23 protein-coding genes and 5 pseudogenes are annotated in these 23,037 nt (G+C 59.9%); 12 read left to right on the plus strand and 16 right to left on the minus strand.

Annotated features, from left to right (window positions below; translation table 11 throughout):
* The 5 genes and pseudogenes from QZ648_RS22845 to QZ648_RS22865 all read right to left on the minus strand — a co-directional run.
* Positions 1–234: pseudogene (locus tag QZ648_RS22845) on the minus strand (hypothetical protein); the annotation flags it as partial.
* A 13-nt stretch (positions 235–247) separates the two neighbouring features.
* Positions 248–340, minus strand: a pseudogene (locus QZ648_RS22850) (type II toxin-antitoxin system mRNA interferase toxin, RelE/StbE family); the annotation flags it as partial.
* Between the two features lie 64 nt (positions 341–404).
* Positions 405–989, minus strand: a complete 585-nt coding sequence (locus QZ648_RS22855) for a hemerythrin domain-containing protein (protein ID WP_169068537.1) — start codon at positions 987–989, stop codon at positions 405–407.
* A gap of 113 nt (positions 990–1,102) precedes the next feature.
* The gene (gene ptsP / locus QZ648_RS22860; protein ID WP_169068536.1) at positions 1,103–3,208 is read right to left on the minus strand and encodes a phosphoenolpyruvate--protein phosphotransferase; all 2,106 of its coding nucleotides are present in this window, start codon (positions 3,206–3,208) and stop codon (positions 1,103–1,105) included.
* A 35-nt stretch (positions 3,209–3,243) separates the two neighbouring features.
* A complete protein-coding gene (locus tag QZ648_RS22865; RefSeq protein WP_169068535.1) occupies positions 3,244–4,395 on the minus strand; it encodes a PLP-dependent aspartate aminotransferase family protein in 1,152 nt (383 codons plus the stop codon).
* Between the two features lie 153 nt (positions 4,396–4,548).
* On the opposite strand from QZ648_RS22865, the gene QZ648_RS22870 reads away from it, so the two are divergent.
* From QZ648_RS22870 to QZ648_RS22885, 5 genes and pseudogenes are all read left to right on the plus strand, one after another.
* Positions 4,549–4,968, plus strand: a complete 420-nt coding sequence (locus QZ648_RS22870) for a MarR family transcriptional regulator (protein WP_169068534.1) — start codon at positions 4,549–4,551, stop codon at positions 4,966–4,968.
* 62 nt (positions 4,969–5,030) lie between these two features.
* A complete protein-coding gene (locus QZ648_RS22875; RefSeq protein ID WP_291998414.1) occupies positions 5,031–5,492 on the plus strand; it encodes a PAS domain S-box protein in 462 nt (153 codons plus the stop codon).
* The gene (locus tag QZ648_RS25180; protein ID WP_366144229.1) at positions 5,489–5,710 is read left to right on the plus strand and encodes a hypothetical protein; all 222 of its coding nucleotides are present in this window, start codon (positions 5,489–5,491) and stop codon (positions 5,708–5,710) included. The genes QZ648_RS22875 and QZ648_RS25180 overlap by 4 nt, the downstream gene beginning before the upstream one ends.
* A 57-nt stretch (positions 5,711–5,767) precedes the next feature.
* Positions 5,768–6,022, plus strand: a complete 255-nt coding sequence (locus QZ648_RS25185; protein WP_366144233.1) for a hemerythrin domain-containing protein — start codon at positions 5,768–5,770, stop codon at positions 6,020–6,022.
* Between the two features lie 381 nt (positions 6,023–6,403).
* A pseudogene (locus tag QZ648_RS22885) lies at positions 6,404–7,559 on the plus strand (cytochrome P450).
* 779 nt (positions 7,560–8,338) lie between these two features.
* On the opposite strand, the pseudogene QZ648_RS22890 reads toward QZ648_RS22885, so the two are convergent.
* The 10 genes and pseudogenes from QZ648_RS22890 to QZ648_RS22930 all read right to left on the minus strand — a co-directional run bounded on the left by QZ648_RS22890 (position 8,339) and on the right by QZ648_RS22930 (position 15,837).
* Positions 8,339–8,889: pseudogene (locus QZ648_RS22890) on the minus strand (cytochrome b).
* Positions 8,890–9,730: 841 nt separating this feature from the next.
* On the minus strand, positions 9,731–10,102 hold the full coding sequence (locus QZ648_RS22895; RefSeq protein ID WP_169068530.1) for a hypothetical protein: 372 nt from the start codon (positions 10,100–10,102) through the stop codon (positions 9,731–9,733).
* A 602-nt stretch (positions 10,103–10,704) separates the two neighbouring features.
* A complete protein-coding gene (locus tag QZ648_RS22900; protein ID WP_169068529.1) occupies positions 10,705–11,154 on the minus strand; it encodes a MaoC family dehydratase in 450 nt (149 codons plus the stop codon).
* A gap of 186 nt (positions 11,155–11,340) precedes the next feature.
* Positions 11,341–11,618: pseudogene (locus QZ648_RS22905) on the minus strand (GNAT family protein); the annotation flags it as partial.
* A gap of 70 nt (positions 11,619–11,688) precedes the next feature.
* Positions 11,689–12,348 (minus strand): hypothetical protein, encoded by a 660-nt coding sequence (locus QZ648_RS25190; RefSeq protein ID WP_366144234.1) that lies wholly within the window; start codon positions 12,346–12,348, stop codon positions 11,689–11,691.
* Positions 12,249–13,046, minus strand: a complete 798-nt coding sequence (locus QZ648_RS25195; protein ID WP_366144230.1) for an SLC13 family permease — start codon at positions 13,044–13,046, stop codon at positions 12,249–12,251. Before QZ648_RS25195 ends, QZ648_RS25190 begins: the two co-directional genes overlap by 100 nt.
* A 154-nt stretch (positions 13,047–13,200) precedes the next feature.
* Entirely contained in the window at positions 13,201–14,349 is a 1,149-nt protein-coding gene (locus QZ648_RS22915; RefSeq protein WP_291998415.1) for a glycerate kinase, read from the minus strand.
* A 198-nt stretch (positions 14,350–14,547) separates the two neighbouring features.
* The gene (locus QZ648_RS22920; protein ID WP_248595647.1) at positions 14,548–15,015 is read right to left on the minus strand and encodes a hypothetical protein; all 468 of its coding nucleotides are present in this window, start codon (positions 15,013–15,015) and stop codon (positions 14,548–14,550) included.
* 262 nt (positions 15,016–15,277) lie between these two features.
* Positions 15,278–15,562, minus strand: coding sequence for a type II toxin-antitoxin system RelE/ParE family toxin (locus tag QZ648_RS22925; RefSeq protein WP_169068588.1), 285 nt, complete (start codon positions 15,560–15,562; stop codon positions 15,278–15,280).
* On the minus strand, positions 15,559–15,837 hold the full coding sequence (locus tag QZ648_RS22930) for an antitoxin of toxin-antitoxin stability system (protein ID WP_169068587.1): 279 nt from the start codon (positions 15,835–15,837) through the stop codon (positions 15,559–15,561). The genes QZ648_RS22925 and QZ648_RS22930 overlap by 4 nt, the downstream gene beginning before the upstream one ends.
* Before the next feature lie 248 nt (positions 15,838–16,085).
* On the opposite strand from QZ648_RS22930, the gene QZ648_RS22935 reads away from it, so the two are divergent.
* The 7 genes from QZ648_RS22935 to QZ648_RS22965 all read left to right on the plus strand — a co-directional run bounded on the left by QZ648_RS22935 (position 16,086) and on the right by QZ648_RS22965 (position 20,695).
* Positions 16,086–16,508 carry a PIN domain-containing protein gene (locus QZ648_RS22935; RefSeq protein ID WP_169068586.1) on the plus strand — a complete coding sequence of 141 codons (423 nt, stop codon included), beginning with the start codon at positions 16,086–16,088 and terminating at the stop codon, positions 16,506–16,508.
* The gene (locus tag QZ648_RS22940) at positions 16,505–16,756 is read left to right on the plus strand and encodes a YlcI/YnfO family protein (protein ID WP_169068585.1); all 252 of its coding nucleotides are present in this window, start codon (positions 16,505–16,507) and stop codon (positions 16,754–16,756) included. The genes QZ648_RS22935 and QZ648_RS22940 overlap by 4 nt, the downstream gene beginning before the upstream one ends.
* Positions 16,757–16,769: 13 nt before the next feature.
* Complete coding sequence (locus QZ648_RS22945) at positions 16,770–17,735, plus strand: tyrosine-type recombinase/integrase (protein ID WP_169068584.1); 966 nt, start codon at positions 16,770–16,772, stop codon at positions 17,733–17,735.
* Between the two features lie 221 nt (positions 17,736–17,956).
* Entirely contained in the window at positions 17,957–18,241 is a 285-nt protein-coding gene (locus QZ648_RS22950) for an integration host factor subunit beta (RefSeq protein WP_169068583.1), read from the plus strand.
* Between the two features lie 268 nt (positions 18,242–18,509).
* Positions 18,510–18,956 carry a nuclear transport factor 2 family protein gene (locus QZ648_RS22955; protein ID WP_291997224.1) on the plus strand — a complete coding sequence of 149 codons (447 nt, stop codon included), beginning with the start codon at positions 18,510–18,512 and terminating at the stop codon, positions 18,954–18,956.
* A 311-nt stretch (positions 18,957–19,267) separates the two neighbouring features.
* The gene (locus QZ648_RS22960; protein WP_291997223.1) at positions 19,268–19,612 is read left to right on the plus strand and encodes a hypothetical protein; all 345 of its coding nucleotides are present in this window, start codon (positions 19,268–19,270) and stop codon (positions 19,610–19,612) included.
* A gap of 225 nt (positions 19,613–19,837) precedes the next feature.
* Entirely contained in the window at positions 19,838–20,695 is an 858-nt protein-coding gene (locus QZ648_RS22965) for a nucleotide-binding protein (RefSeq protein WP_291998416.1), read from the plus strand.
* 676 nt (positions 20,696–21,371) lie between these two features.
* Here the strand turns inward: QZ648_RS22965 and QZ648_RS22970 are convergent.
* Positions 21,372–23,000, minus strand: a complete 1,629-nt coding sequence (locus QZ648_RS22970) for a DUF1254 domain-containing protein (protein WP_291997247.1) — start codon at positions 22,998–23,000, stop codon at positions 21,372–21,374.
* Between the last annotated feature and the right edge of the window lie 37 nt (positions 23,001–23,037).

Below are 23,037 nucleotides of genomic sequence, written 5' to 3' on the forward strand. Positions count from 1 at the left end.
ATCGCGAACAGCAGCAGCACGACGCCAGCTCCTTTTTTTGTTTTGGGTGAAACTGCCCCGCACCTCATCGACATGCGTCGTCACCGAGGGGCCGGGAGAATGCGGGCCAACCACGATCCCCGCCACGAGCAATCCGAGCACCGATCCCAGCCCAAGGTGTTTGAACAGCGCTACGCCGACCGCTGCTGCGCTCAGCAGCAGTACCGCGGAGAAAAGAAAACTTTCGAGTTCCATTGAGCCAGACCTTTCACAAACCCGGTTCGCCATGCGAACCGAGACGGACGAGTTGCAGCACGCTGTCGTCCGGTTTTCTGTAGATCAAGACGAGGTCCAGCCTGACGTCGTAAGCGGGAGCTTACCAAGAACCGGGAAGCGAGGGCGATGCTCCGCGATATTGCTCGCCATCACCGCCCTACTTCCGGATTCTCGAAACAGCCACAATCTGCTTCTCTGGCGATCACTCTGCGCAGGTCGGCGAAGCGCTTCTCGGTCAGCGAAACAAAGAGCGGATCTGCCGGCTCACGTGTCGATAAAGCGGCAATCGCATGCCAATCCGCGTCGCCAAGACGCTGTTCAGCCACTGGAAAAACGGCGAGTTCCTCGACCGTCATGTTGTGGCGAAGGCGTTCAGCGTATAGCCGGGCGCTGACCACAGCGGCGTGCCACGAAGTCGTTTCCTCGCGCGCAGCCGACTCGAGGTCGCGCATCAAATCCGTGCCCTGCCCGGCCAGTACACGATGTTGCCTTTCGATCTCGTCAGCGATATCGGCAGACAGCGCATTTTGAGCGAGGAGACTGGCGACGATCCGGTCTTCGACCGGGTGATGACGGACATCTGGAAAGCAGGTCAGGTAAGCGAAGACGTCAACCAGCAGCGTGATCTCGTCGAGTTTCGGATCAGTCATATCCACAGGAAGGCGATCCAGTAGTCCGACCAGTTTCCCCAGGTTTCGATGTTCCGCGAGCAGTTTTGAAATGATCTCGTTCACACAATCCTCCGTTCTTTGTGGGTCGGTATTTTCGGGAAGAAACAGCCTTCGTAAATACTGGCGCAACGATTCCATGGACCCGGCTTCAAGGTACTCAGCGCGAAGCACTTGCTTCAGTCCAGGTTTCCTTCCTGCCGGTCGACCAGGTCGCCAAATTCGGGATGGCGTTCGATGAAGCTGGCGACATACGAACAGCGCGGGACAATCTTCCAGCGCCGTTGCCGCGCCTCCTCCAGCGCTACACGAACCAGATCAGCAGCGATTCCCTGGCCGCGAAGCGCGTCCGGTACGAAGGTGTGCTTCAGAATGACGCGCTCGCCTTCGACACGGTAGCTCAGAAACGCCGAGGCGCTGTCTCCTGCCTGCGCTTCGAAGCGCTGCCGAGCAAGGTTGTGTCTCACCGCAAGCGATCTGCCGACGGGACTTGTTGGGTTGTTGAACTCTGGCGAAGCAACCGGGCGACGTCGGTTCCAGTCGTCCTGCACCTGCGCCCGGATGTCGCGCGTCGAGTGCACCGACAGAACCTGCTCGGCCAGCTTTTCAGCCTGTTGCAGGTCGGTCGAGCGAATGGCGTGCTTGATGTCCAGCAACCGTCCTGGACTGACACTGAAACTTCGAAATCCGAGGCCGATCAAGAGGTTTGTGTAGGTCGGGTCACTGGCAATTTCTCCGCACAAAGAGATCGGTGTTCCTTTGCTCCTGGCCACCGTCGCCAGCTTGGCGAGCACCTGGATGACCGCCGGATGCAAGGGATCATAGGTGGACACCATCTCGCCACGTATCCGGTCCGCAGCCAGCAGAAACTGGACGAGGTCGTTGCTGCCGACACTGAAGAAGTCGACCTCGTCGGCCAGGTGCTCGATGAGGATCGCCGCTGAAGGCGTCTCGATCATCGCCCCGACCGGGATCAGGGGATCGAACGACTGGCCGGCTGCGGCGAGTTCCTCCTTCACATGTTCGATCGTCGCTTTGGCCGCACGCAAGTCGTCGATGCCGTCGATCATCGGCAGAAGAATGGCGACCGGATGCGAGGCACTCAGTCGAAGGATGGCCCGCAGTTGCGTGTGCAGCAGGGTGGGATGCGCGAGCAACAGCCTGATGCCGCGAAAGCCCATGGCCGGATTGGCTTCGCGGGGCAGCGGGAAATAGCTGAGCGGTTTGTCGCTGCCGACATCGAGGACGCGGATCACGGTTTCCGCCGGTTGCAGGTGTTCTGCCGTGTTGCGGTAGAACTGGTACTGCTCGTCTTCCGAAGGGAAATGGTCCTGGACCAGAAAGACGAACTCGGTGCGATACAGTCCGATGCCATCAGCCTTGACGTTCGCCGCCGCCAGCGCGTCGGCGGTCTGCCCGACGTTGGCGCAGAGCTTGATTTCGACGCCATCGCGAGTGACCGTCGGCAGGCCAATCAAGCCCTTCAGGATGCCCTGGTGAACTTGCAGGTTGGCGTCCAGTTGATCGTACTTGTGCAGGATTTCGGCCTGCGGATTGATGAAGGCGCGTCCGGCCAGAGCATCGACGATCACCAGATCGCCGGCACGAATTTTCCCGGTCGCCTCCGGCACCTGTACGAGCGTGGGGATGCCGAGCGAGCGGGCAAGGATGGTGGCGTGCGCGGTGAGGCCACCTTTTTCGACAATCAAGCCACGCACGCCATGGCCTTCCAGGCGAGCAACGACGGAGGCGAGAATTTCGCTGGTGACGATGACGCATCCCTCGTGAACAGCAGGAACATCCGGCAGCCCGTCTTCCGCCAGGTGATCGAGGAGGCGTCTACCGACGTCGTACAGATCGGCGGCACGCTCGCGGAAGTAGGGATCTTCGAGGCGACCGAACAATTCCATCAACTGCTTGATCGCTGCTTCGACCGCAGCCTCCACATTCATCCGATTTTCGAGGCAAAGCGCACGCACCGCATCGCGCAATTGCACGTCGCGCAGGAGGAGGATTTGCGCTTCGAAAATCTCCGCCTCGTCCTTCCCCAAAGTCCGTCGGACGCTCTCCTGAACTTCCAGCAGCTTACCCTCGGCAGCGACCACCGCGGCATCGAAACGCGCGACCTCAGCTTGCACCTCCGCCGCGCTCACCTGCCGAAGCGGAACGGCTGTCTGCGTTCGGGCGCAATCGCACAGCAGAGCGGGTCCACGGGCAAGACCTGAAGACGCCACCTCGCCGACGATCATTAATGGGGCGGACTGCGTGTTGTCAGTGCTGTTCATAAGCGAGATTCCCTCGTCGGAGCCAGGAGCGACGATCATTTCATGGCCAGTGCGTCGGTGAAGTCTGCGAGCAGGTCTGCAACATCCTCGATACCGACAGAGACCCGCAACAAACCGTCGCTGATGCCGGCGCGCTGTCGCTCGGCGGCCGTCATCGTGCGATGTGTACTGCGGCTGGGAACGCAAATCAGGCTCTCCACGCCGCCGAGACTCAAGGCCGGCATGACGATCCGCAGCCGGCTCAGCAAGCGATCCAGCCGTTCCGGCTGACGCAGCTCGAACGACAGCATGCCGCCAAAGCCACGCATTTGGCGTGCCGCGATGGCGTGGTCTGGATGTTCGGACAGGCCGGGATAATTGACTTTGGACACCGCCGGATGCGAGGCAAGAAAACGTGCCAGCGCCTCGGCATTCTCATTGTGCCGTTGCACGCGCAGGGCCAGCGTCTTCAGACCACGTTCCAGCTGAGAACAGGCGTGCGCATCAAGCATGCCGCCGAAGTTGACGGCACTCTCGGTCACACGGCTAACAATTTCAGTGGAGGCAACGACCACGCCCGCGTTCACGTCGCTGTGGCCGTTGAGGTATTTCGTAGCGCTGTGGATGAGCGCATCGATACCCAGCGGAATCGGGTTCTGGTTGATCGGCGTGGCAAAAGTGTTGTCGATGACCGTCAACACGCCGTGGCGTTTGCCAAGCGCAGCCAGTTCGGCCAGATCGATGCAATGCAGCAGCGGATTCGACGGCGATTCGACGTAGATCAGCCGCGTCTCGGGTCGCAATGCAGCGGCGAACTCCGCCACGTTCGCCCCCCAGGAAACCTGCACGCCAAGCCGCGGCAGTTCGCTGCTGATCAGCCGCATGCTGCCGCCGTAGAGGTCGTTCTGGAAAATTGCGTGGTCGCCGGGTTTGAGATGAGCGAGCAGCAAAGTGGAAATGGCCGCCATGCCCGAGCCGAAGACAAGCGCCGCCTCGCCCTTCTCTAGCGCTGCCAGCTTGCGGTTGATGACCTGCTGGTTGGGCGTGTTGAAGTAACGCGGATAGGTGTTCTGCTTGGCCGGATTCGGAAACGCGTAGGCCGTGGAAGTGAAGATGGGGCTGCACGCGCCGCCGGTGGTCTGATCCAGATGCGTGCCGGCGTGAATGCAGAGCGTCGAGAGGCCGTGGGTAGGTGGGTCAGTAGTCATTGGGTTCCGTTGAGTCGCCTTTGCCTGGGGATGCCGCGGGATGACGCCTGCCAGGCGAAGCTCGCGAAACACCGCGGCCAGGCAACTTGCTCTTGCGTCCAGCTAACTATATCATGCCGTGATACAAATCATGGTTAAGCGCCCGCAAGAAGAATGTCCGACGACCATATTTCAAAAGCCGATTTCGAAACGCTTGCCCACTTCCGCTACCAGCTGCGTCGTTATCTGCGCTTCAGCGAAGAGCTGACGCACCGGAACGGAATCACGCCCTTGCAGTACCTGTTGATGCTCCAGATCAAAGGCTTTCCCGGACGGGAATCGGCGAACGTGGGCGAACTCGCTGAACGCCTGCAGGCGAAGCATCATGGGGTCGTGTCGCTGATTTCTCGGTGCGAGGCGGCCGGACTGGTACAACGTAGCGTCAGCAGCAGCGACCGGCGGCAGGTGGATGTGCAACTGACAGAAAAAGGCAACGAATGCGTTGAGCAACTGGCAGGCCTTCATCGCCGCGAGCTTCTGTCCTTGCAGGGAACATTCACGGTGCCCGACCTGACGACGCTCGGCCGCGAATAGCAACCACGGCGCAACGACGGCGAGCGCTTGTCGCATTCGACCAAGTGGAAAGGAGTTCCAGGATGCAGGCAACTGCCGCGTGTGCGGATACAGATTCCGATCTCTATCGGGCGCTAGTGGATCAGGCCCCGGATGTGATCATTTTCGCCGATCGCAATGGCGCCATCCGCGTCTGGAATCATGGCGCTGAAACCGTGTTTGGCCATTCCGCTGCCGAAGTTCTCGGCGAGAGCCTCGACGTGATCATTCCGGAGCGACTCCGAAAAGCGCACTGGGACGGCTTCCACAAAGCCGTTAACAGCGGCCAGACCAAGTACCGGAACCAGGTACTTACGACCCGCTCGGTGCACAAGGATGGGAGCAAGCTCTACGTAGAACTGAGCTTCGGCCTGGTGAGGGACGGCAGCGGCGCGATTGTCGGCTCGCTGGCTGTCGGCCGTGACTGCACCGCCCGCCACCTCAAGGCCGTCGCGCAGTTTTCGGCCACAGCGCCAGTCAGGCCGAGTGAAGAGGCCTTGAAGTGACGACCAGCATTCCCGGGTTTTCCGCGCCGGCCGCCGCAACCGGTTCGCCGCTGGCCATGCTTTCCGCCTGCCACCACCGGATTGAGGCGCAATGCGCAACCTTGCGGCGTCTGGCTCCGCACCTGCTTGCGCGTGGCGTCGACGACGAGGCGCGTGCAGTAGCGAACAAGCTGATCGCCTTCTTCGATACCGCCACCATGCAGCATCACGCCGGGTGAGGAAGACCACCTCTTCCCGGCGCTGATCGAATCGATGGCCGGGTCGGACGCGATCGCCTGCGCCAGATGATCGACGGACTGACGGCCGATCACCGTGCGCTGGAAGCGTGCTGGCAACACCTGCGCGGCGTCCTCGAAAGGATCGCTGCCGGCGAGTGCGTGCCGCTGCTCGCCGACGAGGTCGAAGTGCTGGCGGCTTGCCATGAGCGCCACATGGAGCGCGAGGAACGAGATCTGTTGCCGATGGCGGCGCGCTTGTTGAGCGACGAGGACCTTGCTCGCCTCGACCACGCGATGCGCGGGCGCCGGTGAATCGACGAGGCATAGGCGCGAGGCTTGGCGCGGGCGCGCGGGCCAGGCTGCCAGCCCTCGGCGGCGGACGATCGCCGGCAGGTCACCGTGATCTTGCCCGTCGTTTCGTCCTGCCGAACTTCCTTGATCACTTGCCCGTCGTACCCCAAAATCCAGACCGGGATGACTGCACCCATTTTGCTGACCTCTCTGTGTCGTCGGAAAACCCAGATAGACACATGATCTCAGGGTTGTCAGTCATCCGGTCTACCGTCGGCAACCGACGACGAGCCACACTTCCGGCCATCTTTAAATCACGGGGACCAGAAAAACGGACCACACCTGGACGGGAATGTCCGATTCCAAGACCATCGCGTGTCCTGTAGACAACGGAGGAAGATGATGACCCATGCCAAATCCGCCGACTGGAACCCCAGATCGGAAGACGTGCTCAACGACCAGATTGCCGCTTACGATGCGATGCGCAAGCGTTGCCCGGTCGCCCATAGCGACTATCTATGGTGGTCCCTGTTTCGCCATGAGGATGTAGTGCGCGTGCTGGAAGATCACGAAACCTTCAGCAATGCGGCGTCGAATCACCTGTCGATACCCAACGCGATGGATCCGCCGGAACATACGCCCTACCGGAAAATCATCGAACGCTACTTTACCGTTGAAGACATTAAGGCGTTTGATCCCGAGTGCCGGCAAATCGCCGATACGCTGGTCGCCGATCAACCGCGCGGTGAAACCGTCGAGCTGATGGCCGGTTTTCGCGCAGCCCTTCGCCCTGCGCAGTCAGTGCGCTTTCATGGGCTGGCCCGACACCTTGCATGAGCCGCTACGTCAATGGATCGGCAAGAATCACCAGGCCACGCGCGCCGGCAACCGCGCGGCCATGGCGCAGATCGCAGTCGAATTCGATGGCTACATCAAACAACAACTCGTCATCCGCCGCGATGCCGGCGAGCAGGCCCCAGACGACGTAACCAACCGCCTGCTGCAGGAGCACATCAATGGCCGGCCGTTGAGTGACGAGGAGATCGTCAGCATCGTGCGCAACTGGACGGTCGGCGAACTGGGCACGATTGCCGCAAGCGTCGGCATCCTCGTGCACTATCTTGCCGCGCATCCCGCGCTGCAGGCCGAACTTCGCCAGCAACCCGCCAATCTGCCCGATGCCATCGACGAAATCCTGCGTATTCACGCACCGCTGATCGCCAACCGTCGCGTCGCCACCTGTCCGGTCGAGATCGGCGGGCGCAAGCTCGAGGCGGGCGAGCGTCTGACGCTAATCTGGGCCGCCGCCAACCGCGATGAAGCCGTGTTCGGCGACCCCGACGCCTTCGATCCCGAGCGCAACCGCGACAACAACCTGCTGTACGGGGCCGGCGTGCATGTCTGCCCGGGCGCACCGCTGGCGAGGCTCGAGTTGCGCCTGCTCATGGAGTCGCTGCTGGCGAATACACACGAGATCACGCTGGTTTCAGACCAATTACCCGAGCGCGCCAGCTTCCCTGCCTGCGGTTTCTCGTCCTTGCCGGCACGCTTCCGGTAAACCGCCCGGTCCGCGCCTTAACGGCGAGCACGGCGCGGCGCCGCGCTACACCGTGACCGCGGGGTAGTCGTTCTCCGCAGGCAGCCCTGCACATACCGCGGTCGGCGGCGGCGGGATGCTTCGTCGTGGCGCCGTACGACTAAATTGGCCAGGCGAGGATCTATTTGGTATATCCCGAAAGGCCGTATTCCATTCGCCTTGCACGGAGAGAGGTTCGATCAAGCTCTTGGTCGATCATCGACACGGGGTCTTCCAATGGTTCCAGATGGGTCGTGACGTGAGCGCGTGGCAAGAAATGATGAATCTCGACCTCGATACGCTCCACCGAGGTGTGACCTTGCTACACCGTCCAGTTCCCCGGTACCAGGGCGCTGTTCGCGATCCAGATTCGTGCCGCCTCCCGTCAGTTCCCTGGAGGACGCACGGATGGCCGGCTCCGTCATCGCCATCGTGGTCCTTTCGACCACGTGCCCCTCGCGCTTCCCTTCCCGTTCTCCGTGGCAGTCTTTGATGTCATCCTCGTCGTCGCTGCGGTGACACTGAACGCAATTATCGAAATCACGGACGCCTCCTCGGCATGCTCGCGGTGAATCTTTGCCAGCGAGAGCTCGTGGTAGCCATAGCAGGTGTAGCCACTGTAGTCGTTGCCGACATGACCTGTAACACAGCGCGCGTTGTGGTCGCGGTCGAGGACAAACGCCTTGTCGACAGCAGCGAAAGATCACCGCTGCAATGGTGATCTTGCCAGAAGCACGATGGGTAATACGCACGGTAGCGGCTCAATCCTGGTTCGGAAGCATCCGCCGTAGCGTGTTATCTCGAAGGACGTAGTGCTGAAACAACGCAGCAGCGGTGTGGAAGCCGATGAGGAAATAACCCACGGTTCCGCCGACCTCATGTATCTCCTTGATCAGCGTTGCCAGGCTTTTGCTCTCGCCGACGAGCGCTGGCAGCTCCAGACCGAAGAACGGGATCGGCTTTCCTGCTGCGCTGAGAAGAAGCCATCCTCCAAGCGGCATACCAATCATCAAGAAGTACAGCGCAAAGTGCATAAGCTTGGCCGATAGCTTCTGCCACTTCGGAGGATCCGGCTCAGTTAGGGGGGCGGGTCCAGCCATGCGCGCCGCCAGCAGGCGCAGCCAGACAAGAACAAAAACAGATAAGCCCAGCATGAAATGCCAAGTTTTCAGTGCCTCACGAGGATCGCTACCCTTCGGGTATAACTCCCGTAGTTCAATACACGCGTACACCGCCACGAAAGTAACAGCATTAACCAGTGAAGCCCAATAGAAACCGATCCGTAGTGGTATTTGGTATTACGCCAGCTCATTCTTATGCTCCCAAGGAAAGAAAACGTAAACGCTCTGCTCCGCATTGGCATCATGCTAATGCCGCCACCGATCACAGCACTACCGGTGCGTCGCTACGATCGATATGAAAATGTCCAGCGGGTGCCCGTACCTGGAGGAGACTTCCGACAGCTGCATGGTCATGGAAAAAAACCGGACGAACGCCGTGCTGGAAGTTGGCTGGCCTCTGGCGGCGGTAGCCGTTTGACCGAGACGCGATAGCTTTCCGGGCGAGGCGCATCCAACAGCGAATAGCAACGGACGATCTGTTCGGTACCCCCAATCGTCGGCAGATCAAAGGCGGAAGGTCAGGAACCGAAAAGGGCGGCCGCGCTTGCCCATCTTCCGGCATGAGGTAACCAGAGCAAACCGACCGCGCAGCATCTCCAGCGACCCTCCGTTCGGTCCTGAATGTCCGGAACCCTGAGCAGGAGCCAGTGGCCAAGTCGCTCCCCGCTGTCGGCGCAGGCGCTTTGACGGGCAGGTTGAACTCCACTGCGCGGCCGCGCAAGGCCTGATACTCCTGCCAGTGACGCCAGAAGCCGATACCCAGATAGATCGCCACCTGCAGCACGATTCCCGACGCAATCCAGAGGAGCAAATGGAGTGAAGTCATCATTGTCTGTTTTCCACAAACCCGGAGCTTCTGCAACCGATCGCGAGCGACTGACGGTTGAGACCAGCGGACACGTTGGCCAGCATCGTACCGCGCATGGTCACCGGCCCCGCTACCGGATCGATCGCGTGCGTTTGACAACGAGCTTGCTCGACCACGGCATCGCTGGTGGGTGTGGCAGTTGTTACGTGATACTTACTGCCCGGTTAGAAACCACGACCACCACCAGGCCCCATGCCGCCGCCGGGACCCATTCCACCGCCGCCCGGGCCCATGCCGCCACCTCTGGCCGGCGGTTCGGCGGGCAGTGTCACACCACGCGCCTTGGCGCGCTCCTGCATCTGCTCATGATGTTCCTTGCGGAGCTGCTCTCGTTCCTCCGTAGTCTTTGTGGCCCGCATTTTGGCGCGATATGCCATCTGCTCCTCTTGCGTCATGAGTTGGCTGCCATAGACTTGTTCCTGTTTCTGAACTTGAGCATTTTCCTTGGCCGCTTGCGGATCGGCTGCCAATGCGTACCCGGCAGACAGTGACAACGCGCTTACCAACGCAGATAGAAACAACGTTTTCCGTTTCATGATTTACTCCTGTGGTGGGTTGTCTGGAGCGGATGAGCATAGCCACCGCAACCCTGTTCAGTGGTCGTGCCTGATCTTTCAAGACGACAAGTGCGGAGATGGTTCGCTTCCCGCAGACGCGAAACACCCTTCTCGATGGGCATTCACCTCGCCGACCCTTACCACTGTCGCTTACAGTGATTTTAGCAACCGCAGGTGAACAGGGTCTGAACGGAGGTCTCTCCAGAGTAGGCGGCGCATGAGCGTAGGCTTGGGGGTGGAGGGAATCAAGGGGTTTCTGAAGACTAGGTGCATGGGCGGCGCGACCGCTCTCCCCGCGATCGTTTCTGTTTGTTCTCAGCGAACATAGCAGCCGGCACCTTGGTGGTCGGGTTCGCTGAAACGCGAATAGCTCCTTTGGCCGAATTGCCGCTCGACAACAGACTCCTGCGGCCTTTCTGAGCCAGGCGCCGTGTGGTAGCAGATCACTGACCCGCTTGCCCCAGAAGCCGCAGATCGAGTCCGCGACGAAGGATTTCCATGACACATATCATTTTGGCATCCGATGACCAACGACGGGCAAGGTGAATTCCGCGACGACCCTCTGCTGGCATTTGTCACCTTCAGCGCTGCCGTCGCCGCAGTAGGTGGTTGACGATGAAAGTGAGCACCGCCTCGCCACGCTGGTTGATCGCCTGATATTTCATGCGCACGATGCCGCGATCGGGCTTCGAGTTAGAGGGCCGGACGTCGAGCACTTCGACGACACTGTGCAAGGTGTCGCCCGGGCGTACCGGTGCCAGCCAGCGCAGCTCGTCGATACCCGGCGAACCCAGGCTCGATTCGGCCAGCACGCCGCTCTGGATGAACAGGCGGAAGCACACGGCCAGGCTCTGGAAACCACTGGCAATCAGGCCGCCATAGGGCGATTCTGCCGCCGCATTCGCATCGAGATGAAAGGGCTGAGGGTCGTAACGCCAGGCGAAGTCGATGATCTCTGCTTCGGTCAGGGTAATGCCACCGCTCTCGAAGCGCTGGCCGGCGTGCAGGTCATCGAGGTAACGCGTATCCATTGCAACAGCCTCCAAAAAATGTGCGCACGCGCTCAGCCAACGGACCTTGCATTCTGGCCGACGAGCATGCATCGACGAGCCTTGTCGACTACCTCTGCATTGTCGATTCGCCCGCCGCGTGCCAGCCCGATTGTGTGAATTGCCGCAAGCCGCACTCCGCGCGCGACGAAACAGGCTTGCGCCGCGCTAGCCCTTTGCCGTCAGCAGTGCCTTGGTAAGACTGCTCAGCGATCGCCTTTGCCTGCCGCCCCCATCGAAATTTTCCGCTGCCAGCCAGGTCTCGAAAGCCTTGTTCAGGGCGGGCCATTCGTGGTCGACAGCGGCATACCAGGCGGTGTCCCGATTATGCCCCTTGACGACACTGGCCTGGCGAAAGACGCCTTCGAAGGAAGCCCGAGGCGTTGGGCTGCCCGACGCGACGCCTGATTGAGGGCATTGCACTTCCACGCATAACGCCGGAAGCCAAAGTGATTGAATTCTACGTCACCCTTGGAAGACGAAATTTCGAGGGAAGCTCAGTCTCCGCCAATCTCGTTACAGAACCATGATCGACACCAGGTAGACCGCGAGCGCCGCCACCGACCCCTGAACCAGGGTGCCCAAGGTTTGGAGTTTGTAGCCGGTCTTCACGTCCATACCGGAGAACTGGGTCACCACCCAGAAGTAGCTGTCATTGGCATGGGAGACGACCATGGCCCCGGCGCCGATGGCGATCACGACCAAGGCCCGGTGGGTATCACTATCGAGCCCGAGGGTCGCCAGGAGCGGGGCAAGCAGCCCGGCGGTGGTGATGATGGCCACGGTGGACGATCCCTGCGCCGTCTTGATTCCGGCGGCAATGAGGAACGGCAGCCAGATACCGAGATTGGCGTCGCTCAGTGCACCGCCGATCACGTTCGCGATGCCGGAGTTTTGCAGGACCTTTCCGAAGGCCCCGCCGGCGCCGGTGATGATGATGATGGTCGCCGCTCCGACGATGGCCTCTCCGACCCAGCCAGTCATCGAGAGCATTTCCTTGTCGAAGCGCTTGGGCAGGGTCATGGCCAGACCAACACCGATCAACAGGGCCACGACGGGTTGTCCGAGAAAGCCCATCACTTCCGTGAAGGCGCCGGCTTCTCCAAAGGGTTTGCTCGGGAGCTCACCAATGGAGCGGGTGACGATGAGGATGATAGGGAGAAAGATCGGCAGCAGTGAGCGAGTGACGGACGGCCCATCCTCCTGCGCGGATACCACGGGGGCAGCGGCAGATTCGGCATCCGTTTTCTTCCCGGCGTCCGGCGAGATGTAGACCCGGAGGCCACCAGGACCGCGAACAGCCAGCCGGCTATCATCGAGACCAGCCCGACACCCATTCCCCAAATAATCACCAGACCCAGATCTGCGCCGAGTATCCCCGCCGCAGCCACCGGCCCCGGGGTGGGTGGGACCATGGTGTGGGTGGCGTAGAGGCCCAGGCTCAAGGCGACAGCGGCCGACGCCAGGGTGATCCCGGCCTTGCTCGCCAGCGCCCGCATGAGCGGCGCCAACAGTACGAACGCTGAGTCGCAGAAGACCGGAATAGAGACGACGTAGCCCATGAATCCCATGGCCAGAGGCACCTGCCGCTGCCCGGTGAGCTTGAGGATACTGGTCGCCAGGCGATAGGCCCCGCCGGATTTTTCAAGGAAGGCACCGATGATCGCACCGGCCAAGATGACGATCCCGATATAGCCGATCGTGCCGCCAAATCCCTTATTGACCGAATCCACGACATCCTTCAACGGCATGCCCGAGAGGATGCCGAAGCCAAATGCGGTCAGCAATAACGCCAGGAATGGGTGCATCTTGAGCTTGGTGGTCGCCAGGACGATGAATACGATGGACATGACCAATAGCGCAACGAGCCACATAGGAATCTCCTCAGGTAGGGTTTCGTCGTTTTGGGGAAGATGAGATGCTAGTGTAGTGCTGCATTCTTGAAGGGACTTTCAGCAAGCGTGAAAGCGGTGCGAAACCCTTGTGGTGGCTGGAACTTGTATGTTCGAGACTGCGTGCAACACAAGACTACCCTTGGCCTCCACGGGAGGTGCTGAAGAAACAGCGCACCACTTGCTCCGTTGCTGCTTGCAGCAGCGAAGGTCCGCCCTTCATAGCCTGTTCGAGCGTCATTGGGCCGTGACAGAGGCTAAAGACCGCGTCGATGCCGATCTCGTGCAAATCGGTGATGCGTTCGCCGATCCCGCCGGCGATGGCCATGCAGGGGATGCCCCGCAGCTTGGCCCGCTGGGCGACCCCGGCCGGGGCCTTGCCGAAGGCGGTTTGGAAGTCGATCTGGCCCTCGGCCGTGATGACCAAGTCGGCCCCGGTGAGATGGGCATCGAGTCCTACCAAGTCCAACACCAGGTCCACGCCACGACGCAACTCGGCGCCCAGGAAGGCATGCAGCCCCGCCCCCAGCCCGCCAGCGGCCCCGGCTCCCGGAAGGTCGCGGACGTCTAGTCCGAGGTCCGAGGCAATGACATCGGCTAAATGGGCCAGGCCCGCGTCGAGTTCCTCCACCTGTGCCGGCGACGCACCCTTCTGCGGGCCATAGACATAGGCCGCGCCACGAGGTCCAAGTAGTGGGTTGTCGACGTCACAGATGGCCTCGCAGCGCAGCTTGGCCAGGCGTGGATCCAGTCCGCTGGGATCAATGCGGTGGATTTGTCCCAGGGCACCGCCGACCGGCGCTACCGGGTTGCCAGCGACGTCAAGAAAGCGCATGCCCAGGGCGGCCGCCATGCCAACGCCGCCGTCGTTGGTGGCACTGCCGCCGATACCCACGACAATGTGGCGAACCCCCAGATCCAGAGCCGCACGAATGAGCTCGCCGGTTCCATAGGTCGTGGTCAGGCTTGGGTTGCGCTCCTGCGGGGCGAGCAGGGCCAAGCCGCTGGCCACCGCCATCTCCACCGCGACCAGCCCCAAGGCCGGAACATGGCATAAGGTCGCCTGAATCGGTTCTTCCAGGGGGCCGCGCACAGTGACAACCCGCGCCTCACCATCCAGCGCATCGATTAGCACCTCCGTTAAACCGTCTCCACCGTCCGCCACTGGGACCTTGATTACCTCCGCCCCGGGGAAGGCGGCGCGCACCCCCTGCTCCATGGCCACAGCGGCAGCCATGGCGGATAGGCTGCCCTTGAAGGCATTCGGGGCCAGGACGATCTTCATGGTGGGTCTCGCCGGTGGATGGAAGGAAGCCAGCGTAGCCGATGGACAAAAAATTCAACGGGGGCGAAGCGAGTATATATACGCTCAGCAAACGGAGTCAAACAACTCGAAGTTGGCCCCGGAAGCCCCTAAAAAGTCATCCGAACCCCGCTCGGCTCAGTGCTTGCGCCATGCGCGGTGGGACCGTCGCGGGCGCGCTCAACGCATCTCGAACAGTTCCTGGTGAAAGGCTGACGCTGCCAGCCCTCGGGCGATGAAGTCGCGTCGCAAGGCCTGGCCGAACCCGGGCGGGCCGCAGAACCAGATCTGGCGCGGCTTTTCGTCGTCGAAATCGAAGCAGCCGTACGGCCCTTCGACGGTCACCGCCATGCCGACTTTCAGGCGCTCATGCAACGTGCTCGTATGGTCGCCGAGCGCCTTCGTGATGAAGGTGATGCGCGGGTCGTTCCCGTTCCACGCCGAGGCGATGGTGTATGGGTGAGCGCGCTCGCTTTTGCTCGACCTGACGAACGCGAACTGGCCGGCGCGATGACCGGCCCAGCCCTCGTTCAGCCGTATGGACGACTCGAGAACCCGCAAGGCCGGGAAGTAATTGAGCGACTCGATGAAGCCCTGCGTTCGACGTCCTGCCTCCACGCGGCCGGTCAGCACGATGATCGCCGCCATGCTGCCACCAAGCATCGACAGGGCCAACAGCCAGCCGACCGGCTGCGTCCAGTAGTCGAAGTGGACGAGAACCACGCTGTGAACAACGAGAACCAGATAAGTCGCTGCAAGCCACGTGTGGGCTTGACAAACAGGTGATACGGAAAGTGAGGTTCCCTCGGTTTTTCGCCTTCCAAAGGGTAGTGGTCATGCTACCTGTCTTTCCGAGTGCTGGGTGCCGAGCCACTTCTCCATGAACGGTGCAGGGGACAGATGGCCCTTGTTAATCACGCACTGGCGACCACAGGCGGGCCGTATGAACGAGCGTCAGTATCCACGCTGTTTCGGCGTCGATCTCATACACCAGGCGATAGCTTTCATGCGGGATCAGCTTGCCGGTGCCGGGAATCCTTCCCGGCTTGCAACGATGGGGGTGCTGGGCCAGACGAATGGCTGCGTCGCTGAACAGTTCATCCATTCGCGCGGCCGCACGTGGGTTGTCGGCAGCGATGTAGTCCCATACGTCGGCGCGGTCCTGTTGCGCTTCTGGTGTCCAGACGACCCTCACGGGCGATTCATCACATTGGCACGCCGTGCAGAAAACTCGGTTTCGACCTCATCGTTCGATCGCCCCTCCCCGGCCCGCATCGAGGCCCGGCCGGCCTCGACCTTGTGGCGCAGGAACTCATCGTAGTCCCGTGCCTCGCGCTGGCGGTGAACAAACTCGCGCATGAGCTCGCGCAGCACTTGCGACGCCGGGCGGTGGGCGGCTTCAGCTTCCGCCATGAACTCGGCGCGCAGCTCGGGTTCCAGCTTCATCGTGAAAACGGCTTCTTTCGACATGATCAGGTCTCCTGTCAAAGGGTACTAACCAAGTATATACATCATCATTACAACGCGCGCCTCGCAAAGTGCAACAAGGCGAGTTGTGCTGTCTCAGCCGTGCCGGAAAACCTCTGCTTGGCAACGGGCTCGACAAGGCTTCTGTACTATTGATAACCTATTTTATCAATAAACAAATGACGGGCGCCATGGCGCCATGATCTGCTTTCTTGTGGACACATCGCCCGAGATATGATATTGCTGGTGATATGAGGCTTGTTCTCGACACCAACGTCATCGTTGCCGCCATGCGCAGTCCAACTGGCGCTTCAGCCGCCTTGTTGATGGCGGCCCGTCGGGGCGAGATTACGCTTGTGGCCAATGTGGCGCTGGCGCTCGAATACGAAGCGACCTGTTGTCGACCTGAACACGGCATAGCTGCTGGTCTTAGCCCCGCCCAGGTGAGCATCTTTCTGGATGCCGTCATCGCCATGGTCGCGCCGGTCGAGACGCATTTTTTGTGGCGACCGCTGTTGCGCGATCCCGGCGACGAACTGGTGCTCGAAGCCGCCGCCAACGGCCTCGCGTCGGCCATCGTGACGTTTAATCAACGCGATTTCGGCACTGTGCCGCTGCAATTTGGCATCGAAGTATTGACCCCTATCACCGCCTTACGGAGGATCAGACTATGAGAAATTCTCAAAGCACCTACCCGCTGCGTCTGCCTAATTCGATAAAGGCCGAAGTTGTGCGCCGCGCCAAGGCCGACGGCACGAGCTTAAACCAGTTCGTGGCGACCGCTGTCGCCGAGAAGCTGGCGGCCATGAACACCGCGACGTTCTTCGCTGAACGTCGGGAGCGGGCTGATTTTGATGCTTTCGACCGCATCATGCAGCGCCAGGGCGGCGAGCCGCCGCAGCCCGACGATCTGACTCCTTGAACCGGGCGCGGCCATGACCACGAGCGACCTGCCAAGCGCTCCCCCAGTCGCTTCCCGGCTCCTGACCGCCGAACAGTTCCAGCGCCTGGCCGACGTGCCGCCCGAGATCGAATGGTTCGCCAATCTCGGCAACAAGGCCACCCGTCGCGCCTACGAAAACGCCCTCGCGGATTTCATGAAGTTCACCGGCATCGTGAAGCCCGAGGAATTTCGCACCGTCACACGCGCCCATGTCATCGCCTGGCGCGACGACTTGGTGCAGCGCACGCTGAGCGGCATGACCGTACGGCATCGCCTGGCGGCACTGTCGTCGCTGTTCGAGTCCCTGTGCGAGAAGAACGCCGTGACCCATAACCCAGTCAAGGGGGTCAAGCGCCCACCGGTGGAAAGCTACGAAGGCAAGACCCCGGCCCTCGGCGACCACCAGGCGCGCAAGCTGCTGGACGCGCCCGACGGCGCGTCGCTCAAGGGCAAGCGCGACCGCGCCATCCTGGCCACCCTGCTCTATCACGCCCTGCGGCGTGACGAGCTGTGCCGGTTGACGGTCAAGGACTTCAAGCACGAGCGGCGCGGGGTGCCGCACCTCAAGGTGTTCGGCAAGGGCGGCAAGATCCGTTATGTCCCGCTGCACCCCGCGGCCAGCGGCTTGATCGGCGACTATCTTGAGGTCGCGGGGCATGGCGCGGACGATACGGGCGCCCTGTTCCGACCCATCCGCAACAACTGCACCGGCACACTGGAAAGAGCGATCACACCCGACGCGGTTTACAAACTGGTGCGGCAATACTCAGCGGCACTGGGTTTCGCGATTGGAGCGCACGCGTTGCGGGCGACCGCCGCGACCAACGCGCTTGACCACCAGGCCGACATTGCCAAGGTGCAGGAGTGGCTGGGTCACGCCAACATCGCCACGACCCGGATTTACGATCACCGCAAGACTCGGCCGGAGGACAGTCCGACCTTCAAGGTCGCCTACTAGAGAATGCTATCGTTCTTTATCAGTCAGGACCGCCCACTGGGTTTTTGCGCTTGATTTCCGTCGCGAAATCCTGCCGACGGTGACTCACCGTGGCTTGAACTGAGGGACGGCGCTCAACATCCGGAGGGCGTCGAAGTTGCCATGCGTCATTTATGCTGTCGCGCTTGGCGTTGTGTAGTTTGCCACCGTTCTCGAGCGGAAGTGCCGCGTAAAATTTGCCTATGATTCGCTCCGAACTCATCAACCGACTCGCTGCCCTTTTCCCGCAGTTCACAACCAAAGATACTGAACTTTCGGTCAAAGCCATTCTTGAAGCGCTGAGCAACACGCTGGTGAAGGGGGACCGCATTGAAATACGCGGTTTCGGAAGCTTCGGGCTCAACTACCGGCCGCCCCGTACTGGGCGCAACCCAAAAACCGGTGAGGCCGTGCGGGTTCCAGCGAAAGCTGTGCCCCACTTTCAGGCGGGGAAAGAACTGCGTACTAAGGTCGACTCGGGCAGATAACGGCCAGGAAGAGACGGTGGAGAAGTCCGCTGAAAGCAGCCATTGAAGCGGCCTGGGTGCATGCTATCGACCTAGTTTGCGAAGTGCCGCCTTTCACGATTCGTTTATCATCTATAGAATCAGCATACATCGGACGCAGAGCTTGCTGCGCTAGGGCTTCCAGCGTTCCGAGCGACATCGATTTTGTGAGCAGCCCCCGGTGTTACGCAGCAAAACTGTCGCCATAAAACAAAGTTAGGCACAACATTAAAAACATCAGGATCAGAAAATGGACATTGAAATTATTGGAAGCAGAGAATCTGCCGAGCAAATTATTGACCTAACTTCACAATGGGATAAAGCAGTATCGAAATGCGATTCCAGTTCACTCGCGAAAGACTATATAGAGAATGTTGAAATATTTGATATAGGCGCGCAAGTTGTGGGAATTGAAAAATATAAAGACCTATGGAACTCATGCTTTCCATATTTTGGTGAATCCCCGAAAGTAAGTAGAAGAAAAGTTAAATTATATGCAGGAAATGATCTTGCCTTTATGCATTTTTATTCAAAGGTAAGCGGCAGCAATATAGCCAATCCAGATAAGCAGCCTTGGTGTCGCACTACTGTTTGTTTTCAAAAACTAGATGGCGGGTGGTGCGTTGTGCATGAACATACTTCCATGCCAATTGACTTTGAAAAAGGAGCGCCAGTTCTAATAGTTGGTGAGCCGTAAGTTCCTAACAAGGCGCTCGTTCGGATGCAAACTACGCTGCGCTTCGTTTGCAGCGCACAGCTTCAACGTTGAGCCTGTAGATTGCGTTGTCGTGAACGTCGGCTACGCGGCTCAGCGACTGACCGCAATAGGTCGGGAGTTCGCATTGACGATCTTAGAAAGCAGCCGTTAGGCTGCGACACAGAAGAATTCGACTGGACTCGGGCAATAATTTCACACCTTGGCATTGGGTTTTTGCAGTCTCAATTTCTCCGGCGTATTTCACTATAAGACTGAATCGTCTTTGGCATGACACACTCGATGGAGCCCCTTTGAACACCCGTATCCAAAAAACAAGCCGCAAGACGCAAATCGATACCCTTCTTCTTAAACTTCCCGGCGTCAGCGCAAGAAAAATTAGCGACCTTGACGCCTTCTTCGTCAACGACAAGATGTTCGCCTGTATAAGTGGAAATGGCGTAGGGCTACGTGTGCCGGCCTCTACTGCGTCCGAGTTGCAATTCTCGAGAAGCAACGTCGTTCCATTCCAACCCGGCGGGATGGCAAGTTCGAGGGAGTGGATTCAAATCGATAGGGCCGACGCAGCAGACTACGAGCAGGATCTCGAATTATTTCGGGCTTCACTTGAGTTCGTAAAAGGCGCCCGGACCCGGTAATTTCGCAGCACCGCGAAGGTCTGCTTTGTATTTCGCCGAACTTCTGCTTTGGGTCGTGAAGAGCCTCTCGATGCATGATGCAAGAATCATCACGAAGCGGCACGCGAAGCAATCTTGGCGTATGCTATCGACCTAGCTTCGGAGGTTTCAGCAGCGGTTGAGCCGAGCGCTTTCGGGGCGGCAGATAAACGCTATTCGTTATGCGGCATATGTGGAGGTACCGTCATGACTCAACGCGCTTCCGTCTTCGTCGGTTCGTCCTCAGAGGGGCTTCTGGTCGCAAAAGCGGTACAAAAGGCACTCGACGGGTTCGCCGACGTGAATCTCTGGAGCCAGGGTGTCTTTGAACTTTCATACAGCTATCTCGAATCTCTCATCAAGGCCATCGAGACTTCAGACTTTGCAGTATTGGTTCTGACGCCCGACGACCTGACACAAAGTCGAGATCACGACGCAGTCTCTCCGCGCGACAACGTTGTGTTCGAACTTGGGCTCTTCATGGGCCGGTTGGGGCGGAATCGTTGCTTCTTCCTGTATGACAAGACCAACGACCTAAAGCTGCCAACGGATCTACTGGGCATTTCCGCCGCCACATATCGGCCACACGCCAGCGGCAACATCCATGCCGCCATTGGTCCGGCCTGCACTTCAATTGAAGAGCGCATTTGCGCCTTAGGTGGGCGACCGAGACTGCTCAAAGTCACAGCCGAAGATACGCAGTCTAGTTCAACAGTCCCGAACCTCTCCGGCGCGTGGGCGGGCTTCTTCCCAGACGGAGATAAACCGGATCAACAGAACAGCACACTTGAGATCGAGCAGCATGGCTCTTTCGTAAGAGCCACGATTACGCGCGAGGTGCCAGAAGGAACTAGGGTCTTCGACTACGAAGGGCGGTTCACCTCTGGGCAACTGGTCCTGTTCTTCGAGGACAAACAGGGGAGGGGCTATATCGTTGGGACAGTCGTACTCTACCTTTCTGGGGATCTTCGTACGCTTGTTGGCCGGTCCACCTATTACGACCATACGAAGAAACAAGTAGTCTCGGCGTCCAGGGAATACCGGCGAATGAAGTCAGCAGGATGAGCAAGACGCCGCATAACCAAGCGGTCGAGAGGGACACTCCGCCAGCAGGCTTCGATTGCTGCCTCCGCGCCCCTCACCTTCGACGTTGAACGGCAGCTTTTCAATTCGAGCTACTTCCGCTTAGGGTCGTCAGCACTCGATGATGAATGGCCGCTTCCGGGAAGCGAAGCAAAGTCGCCGATTATCGAAAGTCGCTGTCATTTTTCAACGCCAACCGCCATCGGAAGGGGAGCATGAACATCGGGTCGTACACATAATCGCAGCATCTCAATGGGGGGCGTCTGCAGGTCTCTACGACGATAGCGCTGGATCCTGCCTGCCTCGTCAGACTTAAGATCCTTGCCCGGCCAGCGTTTTCGGCGAGACGACAACCAACAACCGGGATATGGATGTTCATAGATGTCCTTTGACCTAGGGTTGCGACGTAAGCCAAACGCAGAAATTATGTCGAGCGTGTGGCAGCGTTAGATGTTGCCGTGCCAGTCCCTGCCTGGCGTCGTCACCAAGGCACCTCGACAACTTTCCATAATCGGCGACTTTGCATAACGACCCTTTTCTGCCCGTCGCGCTTTCAAGAAGCGGACATTCAATGTCCCACACCACCTGCCGGCGGAGGCGGGCGAAGCCCGCTGTAGCCAGTCAGGTGAATGCGGATGTTGGCTGGCTGAACCGTCTCTCACCGGACCAATTCGATCTCGCTCGGCCGCCAGGATTTGTCGAAGAACGACGGAAGCGGGCTGTAGAGCCGAAGGATCGTAAACCAGCCCTTCTTAGGATCGGTCTGGATCCAGTTGCCGCGATCCACGCCGCCTGGCTGTTCAGGACTGAACCAGATCGTGGTGGTACCGTCTTCAGCCGCCTTCGCCGCCGGTGAAGGGTAGCTCTGCGACCCGGCGCGCGGATATTTCTGGGGCGTCTGCAACATCGACCGTGTCTGGTTATCGTAGAGCGTGAACGACCAGAACGCCTTGGCCGGGATACCCTTTGGCAGCGTCACTTTGTAAGCCTTCGACCCATCGAACACATCGCCGTTGGCATCCAGGAAACCCATCAGATACTGCGATCCCACGCCGGGGATGTTCATGATCATGCCGGGGCTGTCGAGGGTGTAGCCGTAGTAGAAGGCCGTGCGCGAATCCAGGGTGCGGGCACCGGTCGGCGGTAGCGGTTTGAATGCCCCGTCCTTGAACGCGGGTGGTGGAGTCTCGAAGAAGGCGCCGCCTTCCCAGAGCATGTTTCCCCACATCGAGTTCGGGTAGTAGGCCCAGTCCGGGTGAGCCTCGAAGGGGCGCCAGTTCAGCACCCGTCCGGCTGCCTGGCCTACAACGGCGGCATCGGTGAGGATCTTCTTCATTCGTTCGTCAGGCGCAAACTTTTTGCCCTTGACGATGCCGATGGCGGCGAGTTGCCCGGAGAGCTCCACATCATAGCTGGCGGCGGGCTCGGCCTGGACGTTTTCGTTGATCCATTCGTAAAAGCCGAAATCGCTGGGCGGGATGGTATTGAACGACAGGTTGCTCGCATCGATGAACTTGGTGTCGGGGATCTTCGGGTCTCCCCCGAGGCGGACCGCGCCGGTCAGCGCCTCAGCGATGCTGGTGCCGTAACCGCCCGCGGCATAGGGGTAGATCTTCATGTTCGCCTTGACGTTCTCGACCGCCGGCTTGGGATCGTTATTAACCAGATAGGCGCGCGACGCGTAGAGAACCCGGTTCGTCTTGGAGTGGGCGACGAAGTATCCACCCTTGGGCAGCGGCCCATCGTAATCCGGACCGACGATTAGATACTTGCCACCCCGGCCGCGATCTGGTCCGGGGCCACCGACGTCGATGATCCACGAGAACCACATGTCGTTGATGGTCCCGACGCCATCCGAAGGCTGTTCGATCACCATCGGCCCCTTCGAAAGGTCGATGACGGAGAGGTAGTAGACGGTGTCGGCGTTTCCGGTCAGGAATAGGGACGTGGAGTCGAGCAGTTTAGGTGTAATGACGACGTCGTTGTAGTTGGCGCCGATGCTCTGGAAGCCCTTGTGGAAGCCCAGGGCGGAGGCGCCGCGAAAGCTGTTGTTGTATACGTTAAGCGCGCGGGTGAAGGCGAGCGTATCGAATACCTTTTGAGCAGTGTCGGCGCTGGGCGCGCCGTCCTTGAAGTTCAGCGTTCCGATCGATGTCTCGACGCTGTCGGGCGCGCCAAGTGAGCCAATCGTCTTTTTCGATACTTCGGCCTGTACTGTCGCGGCCAAGCCAGGCAAGGCAAGCACGACAAGGGCCGTCCATACTGTTAGTCGTCTGTGGATCTGCATAATTAGTGCTTTCCTTTTTCTTGTTAAGGGGATGGTA

It is taken from the genome of Candidatus Accumulibacter sp. ACC012, from assembly GCF_907163155.1.
Taxonomy (GTDB): domain Bacteria; phylum Pseudomonadota; class Gammaproteobacteria; order Burkholderiales; family Rhodocyclaceae; genus Accumulibacter; species Accumulibacter delftensis.

Coding starts and splice junctions, on each gene's coding strand:
- ptsP (WP_169068536.1), bottom strand. CDS start 3,208: ATGAACAGCACTGACAACACGCAGTCCGCCCCATTAATGATCGTCGGC.
- QZ648_RS22865 (WP_169068535.1), bottom strand. CDS start 4,395: ATGACTACTGACCCACCTACCCACGGCCTCTCGACGCTCTGCATTCAC.
- QZ648_RS22870 (WP_169068534.1), top strand. CDS start 4,549: ATGTCCGACGACCATATTTCAAAAGCCGATTTCGAAACGCTTGCCCAC.
- QZ648_RS22875 (WP_291998414.1), top strand. CDS start 5,031: ATGCAGGCAACTGCCGCGTGTGCGGATACAGATTCCGATCTCTATCGG.
- QZ648_RS22895 (WP_169068530.1), bottom strand. CDS start 10,102: ATGAAACGGAAAACGTTGTTTCTATCTGCGTTGGTAAGCGCGTTGTCA.
- QZ648_RS22900 (WP_169068529.1), bottom strand. CDS start 11,154: ATGGATACGCGTTACCTCGATGACCTGCACGCCGGCCAGCGCTTCGAG.
- QZ648_RS25195 (WP_366144230.1), bottom strand. CDS start 13,046: ATGTGGCTCGTTGCGCTATTGGTCATGTCCATCGTATTCATCGTCCTG.
- QZ648_RS22915 (WP_291998415.1), bottom strand. CDS start 14,349: ATGAAGATCGTCCTGGCCCCGAATGCCTTCAAGGGCAGCCTATCCGCC.
- QZ648_RS22920 (WP_248595647.1), bottom strand. CDS start 15,015: ATGGCGGCGATCATCGTGCTGACCGGCCGCGTGGAGGCAGGACGTCGA.
- QZ648_RS22930 (WP_169068587.1), bottom strand. CDS start 15,837: ATGTCGAAAGAAGCCGTTTTCACGATGAAGCTGGAACCCGAGCTGCGC.
- QZ648_RS22935 (WP_169068586.1), top strand. CDS start 16,086: ATGAGGCTTGTTCTCGACACCAACGTCATCGTTGCCGCCATGCGCAGT.
- QZ648_RS22940 (WP_169068585.1), top strand. CDS start 16,505: ATGAGAAATTCTCAAAGCACCTACCCGCTGCGTCTGCCTAATTCGATA.
- QZ648_RS22945 (WP_169068584.1), top strand. CDS start 16,770: ATGACCACGAGCGACCTGCCAAGCGCTCCCCCAGTCGCTTCCCGGCTC.
- QZ648_RS22950 (WP_169068583.1), top strand. CDS start 17,957: ATGATTCGCTCCGAACTCATCAACCGACTCGCTGCCCTTTTCCCGCAG.
- QZ648_RS22955 (WP_291997224.1), top strand. CDS start 18,510: ATGGACATTGAAATTATTGGAAGCAGAGAATCTGCCGAGCAAATTATT.
- QZ648_RS22965 (WP_291998416.1), top strand. CDS start 19,838: ATGACTCAACGCGCTTCCGTCTTCGTCGGTTCGTCCTCAGAGGGGCTT.
- QZ648_RS22970 (WP_291997247.1), bottom strand. CDS start 23,000: ATGCAGATCCACAGACGACTAACAGTATGGACGGCCCTTGTCGTGCTT.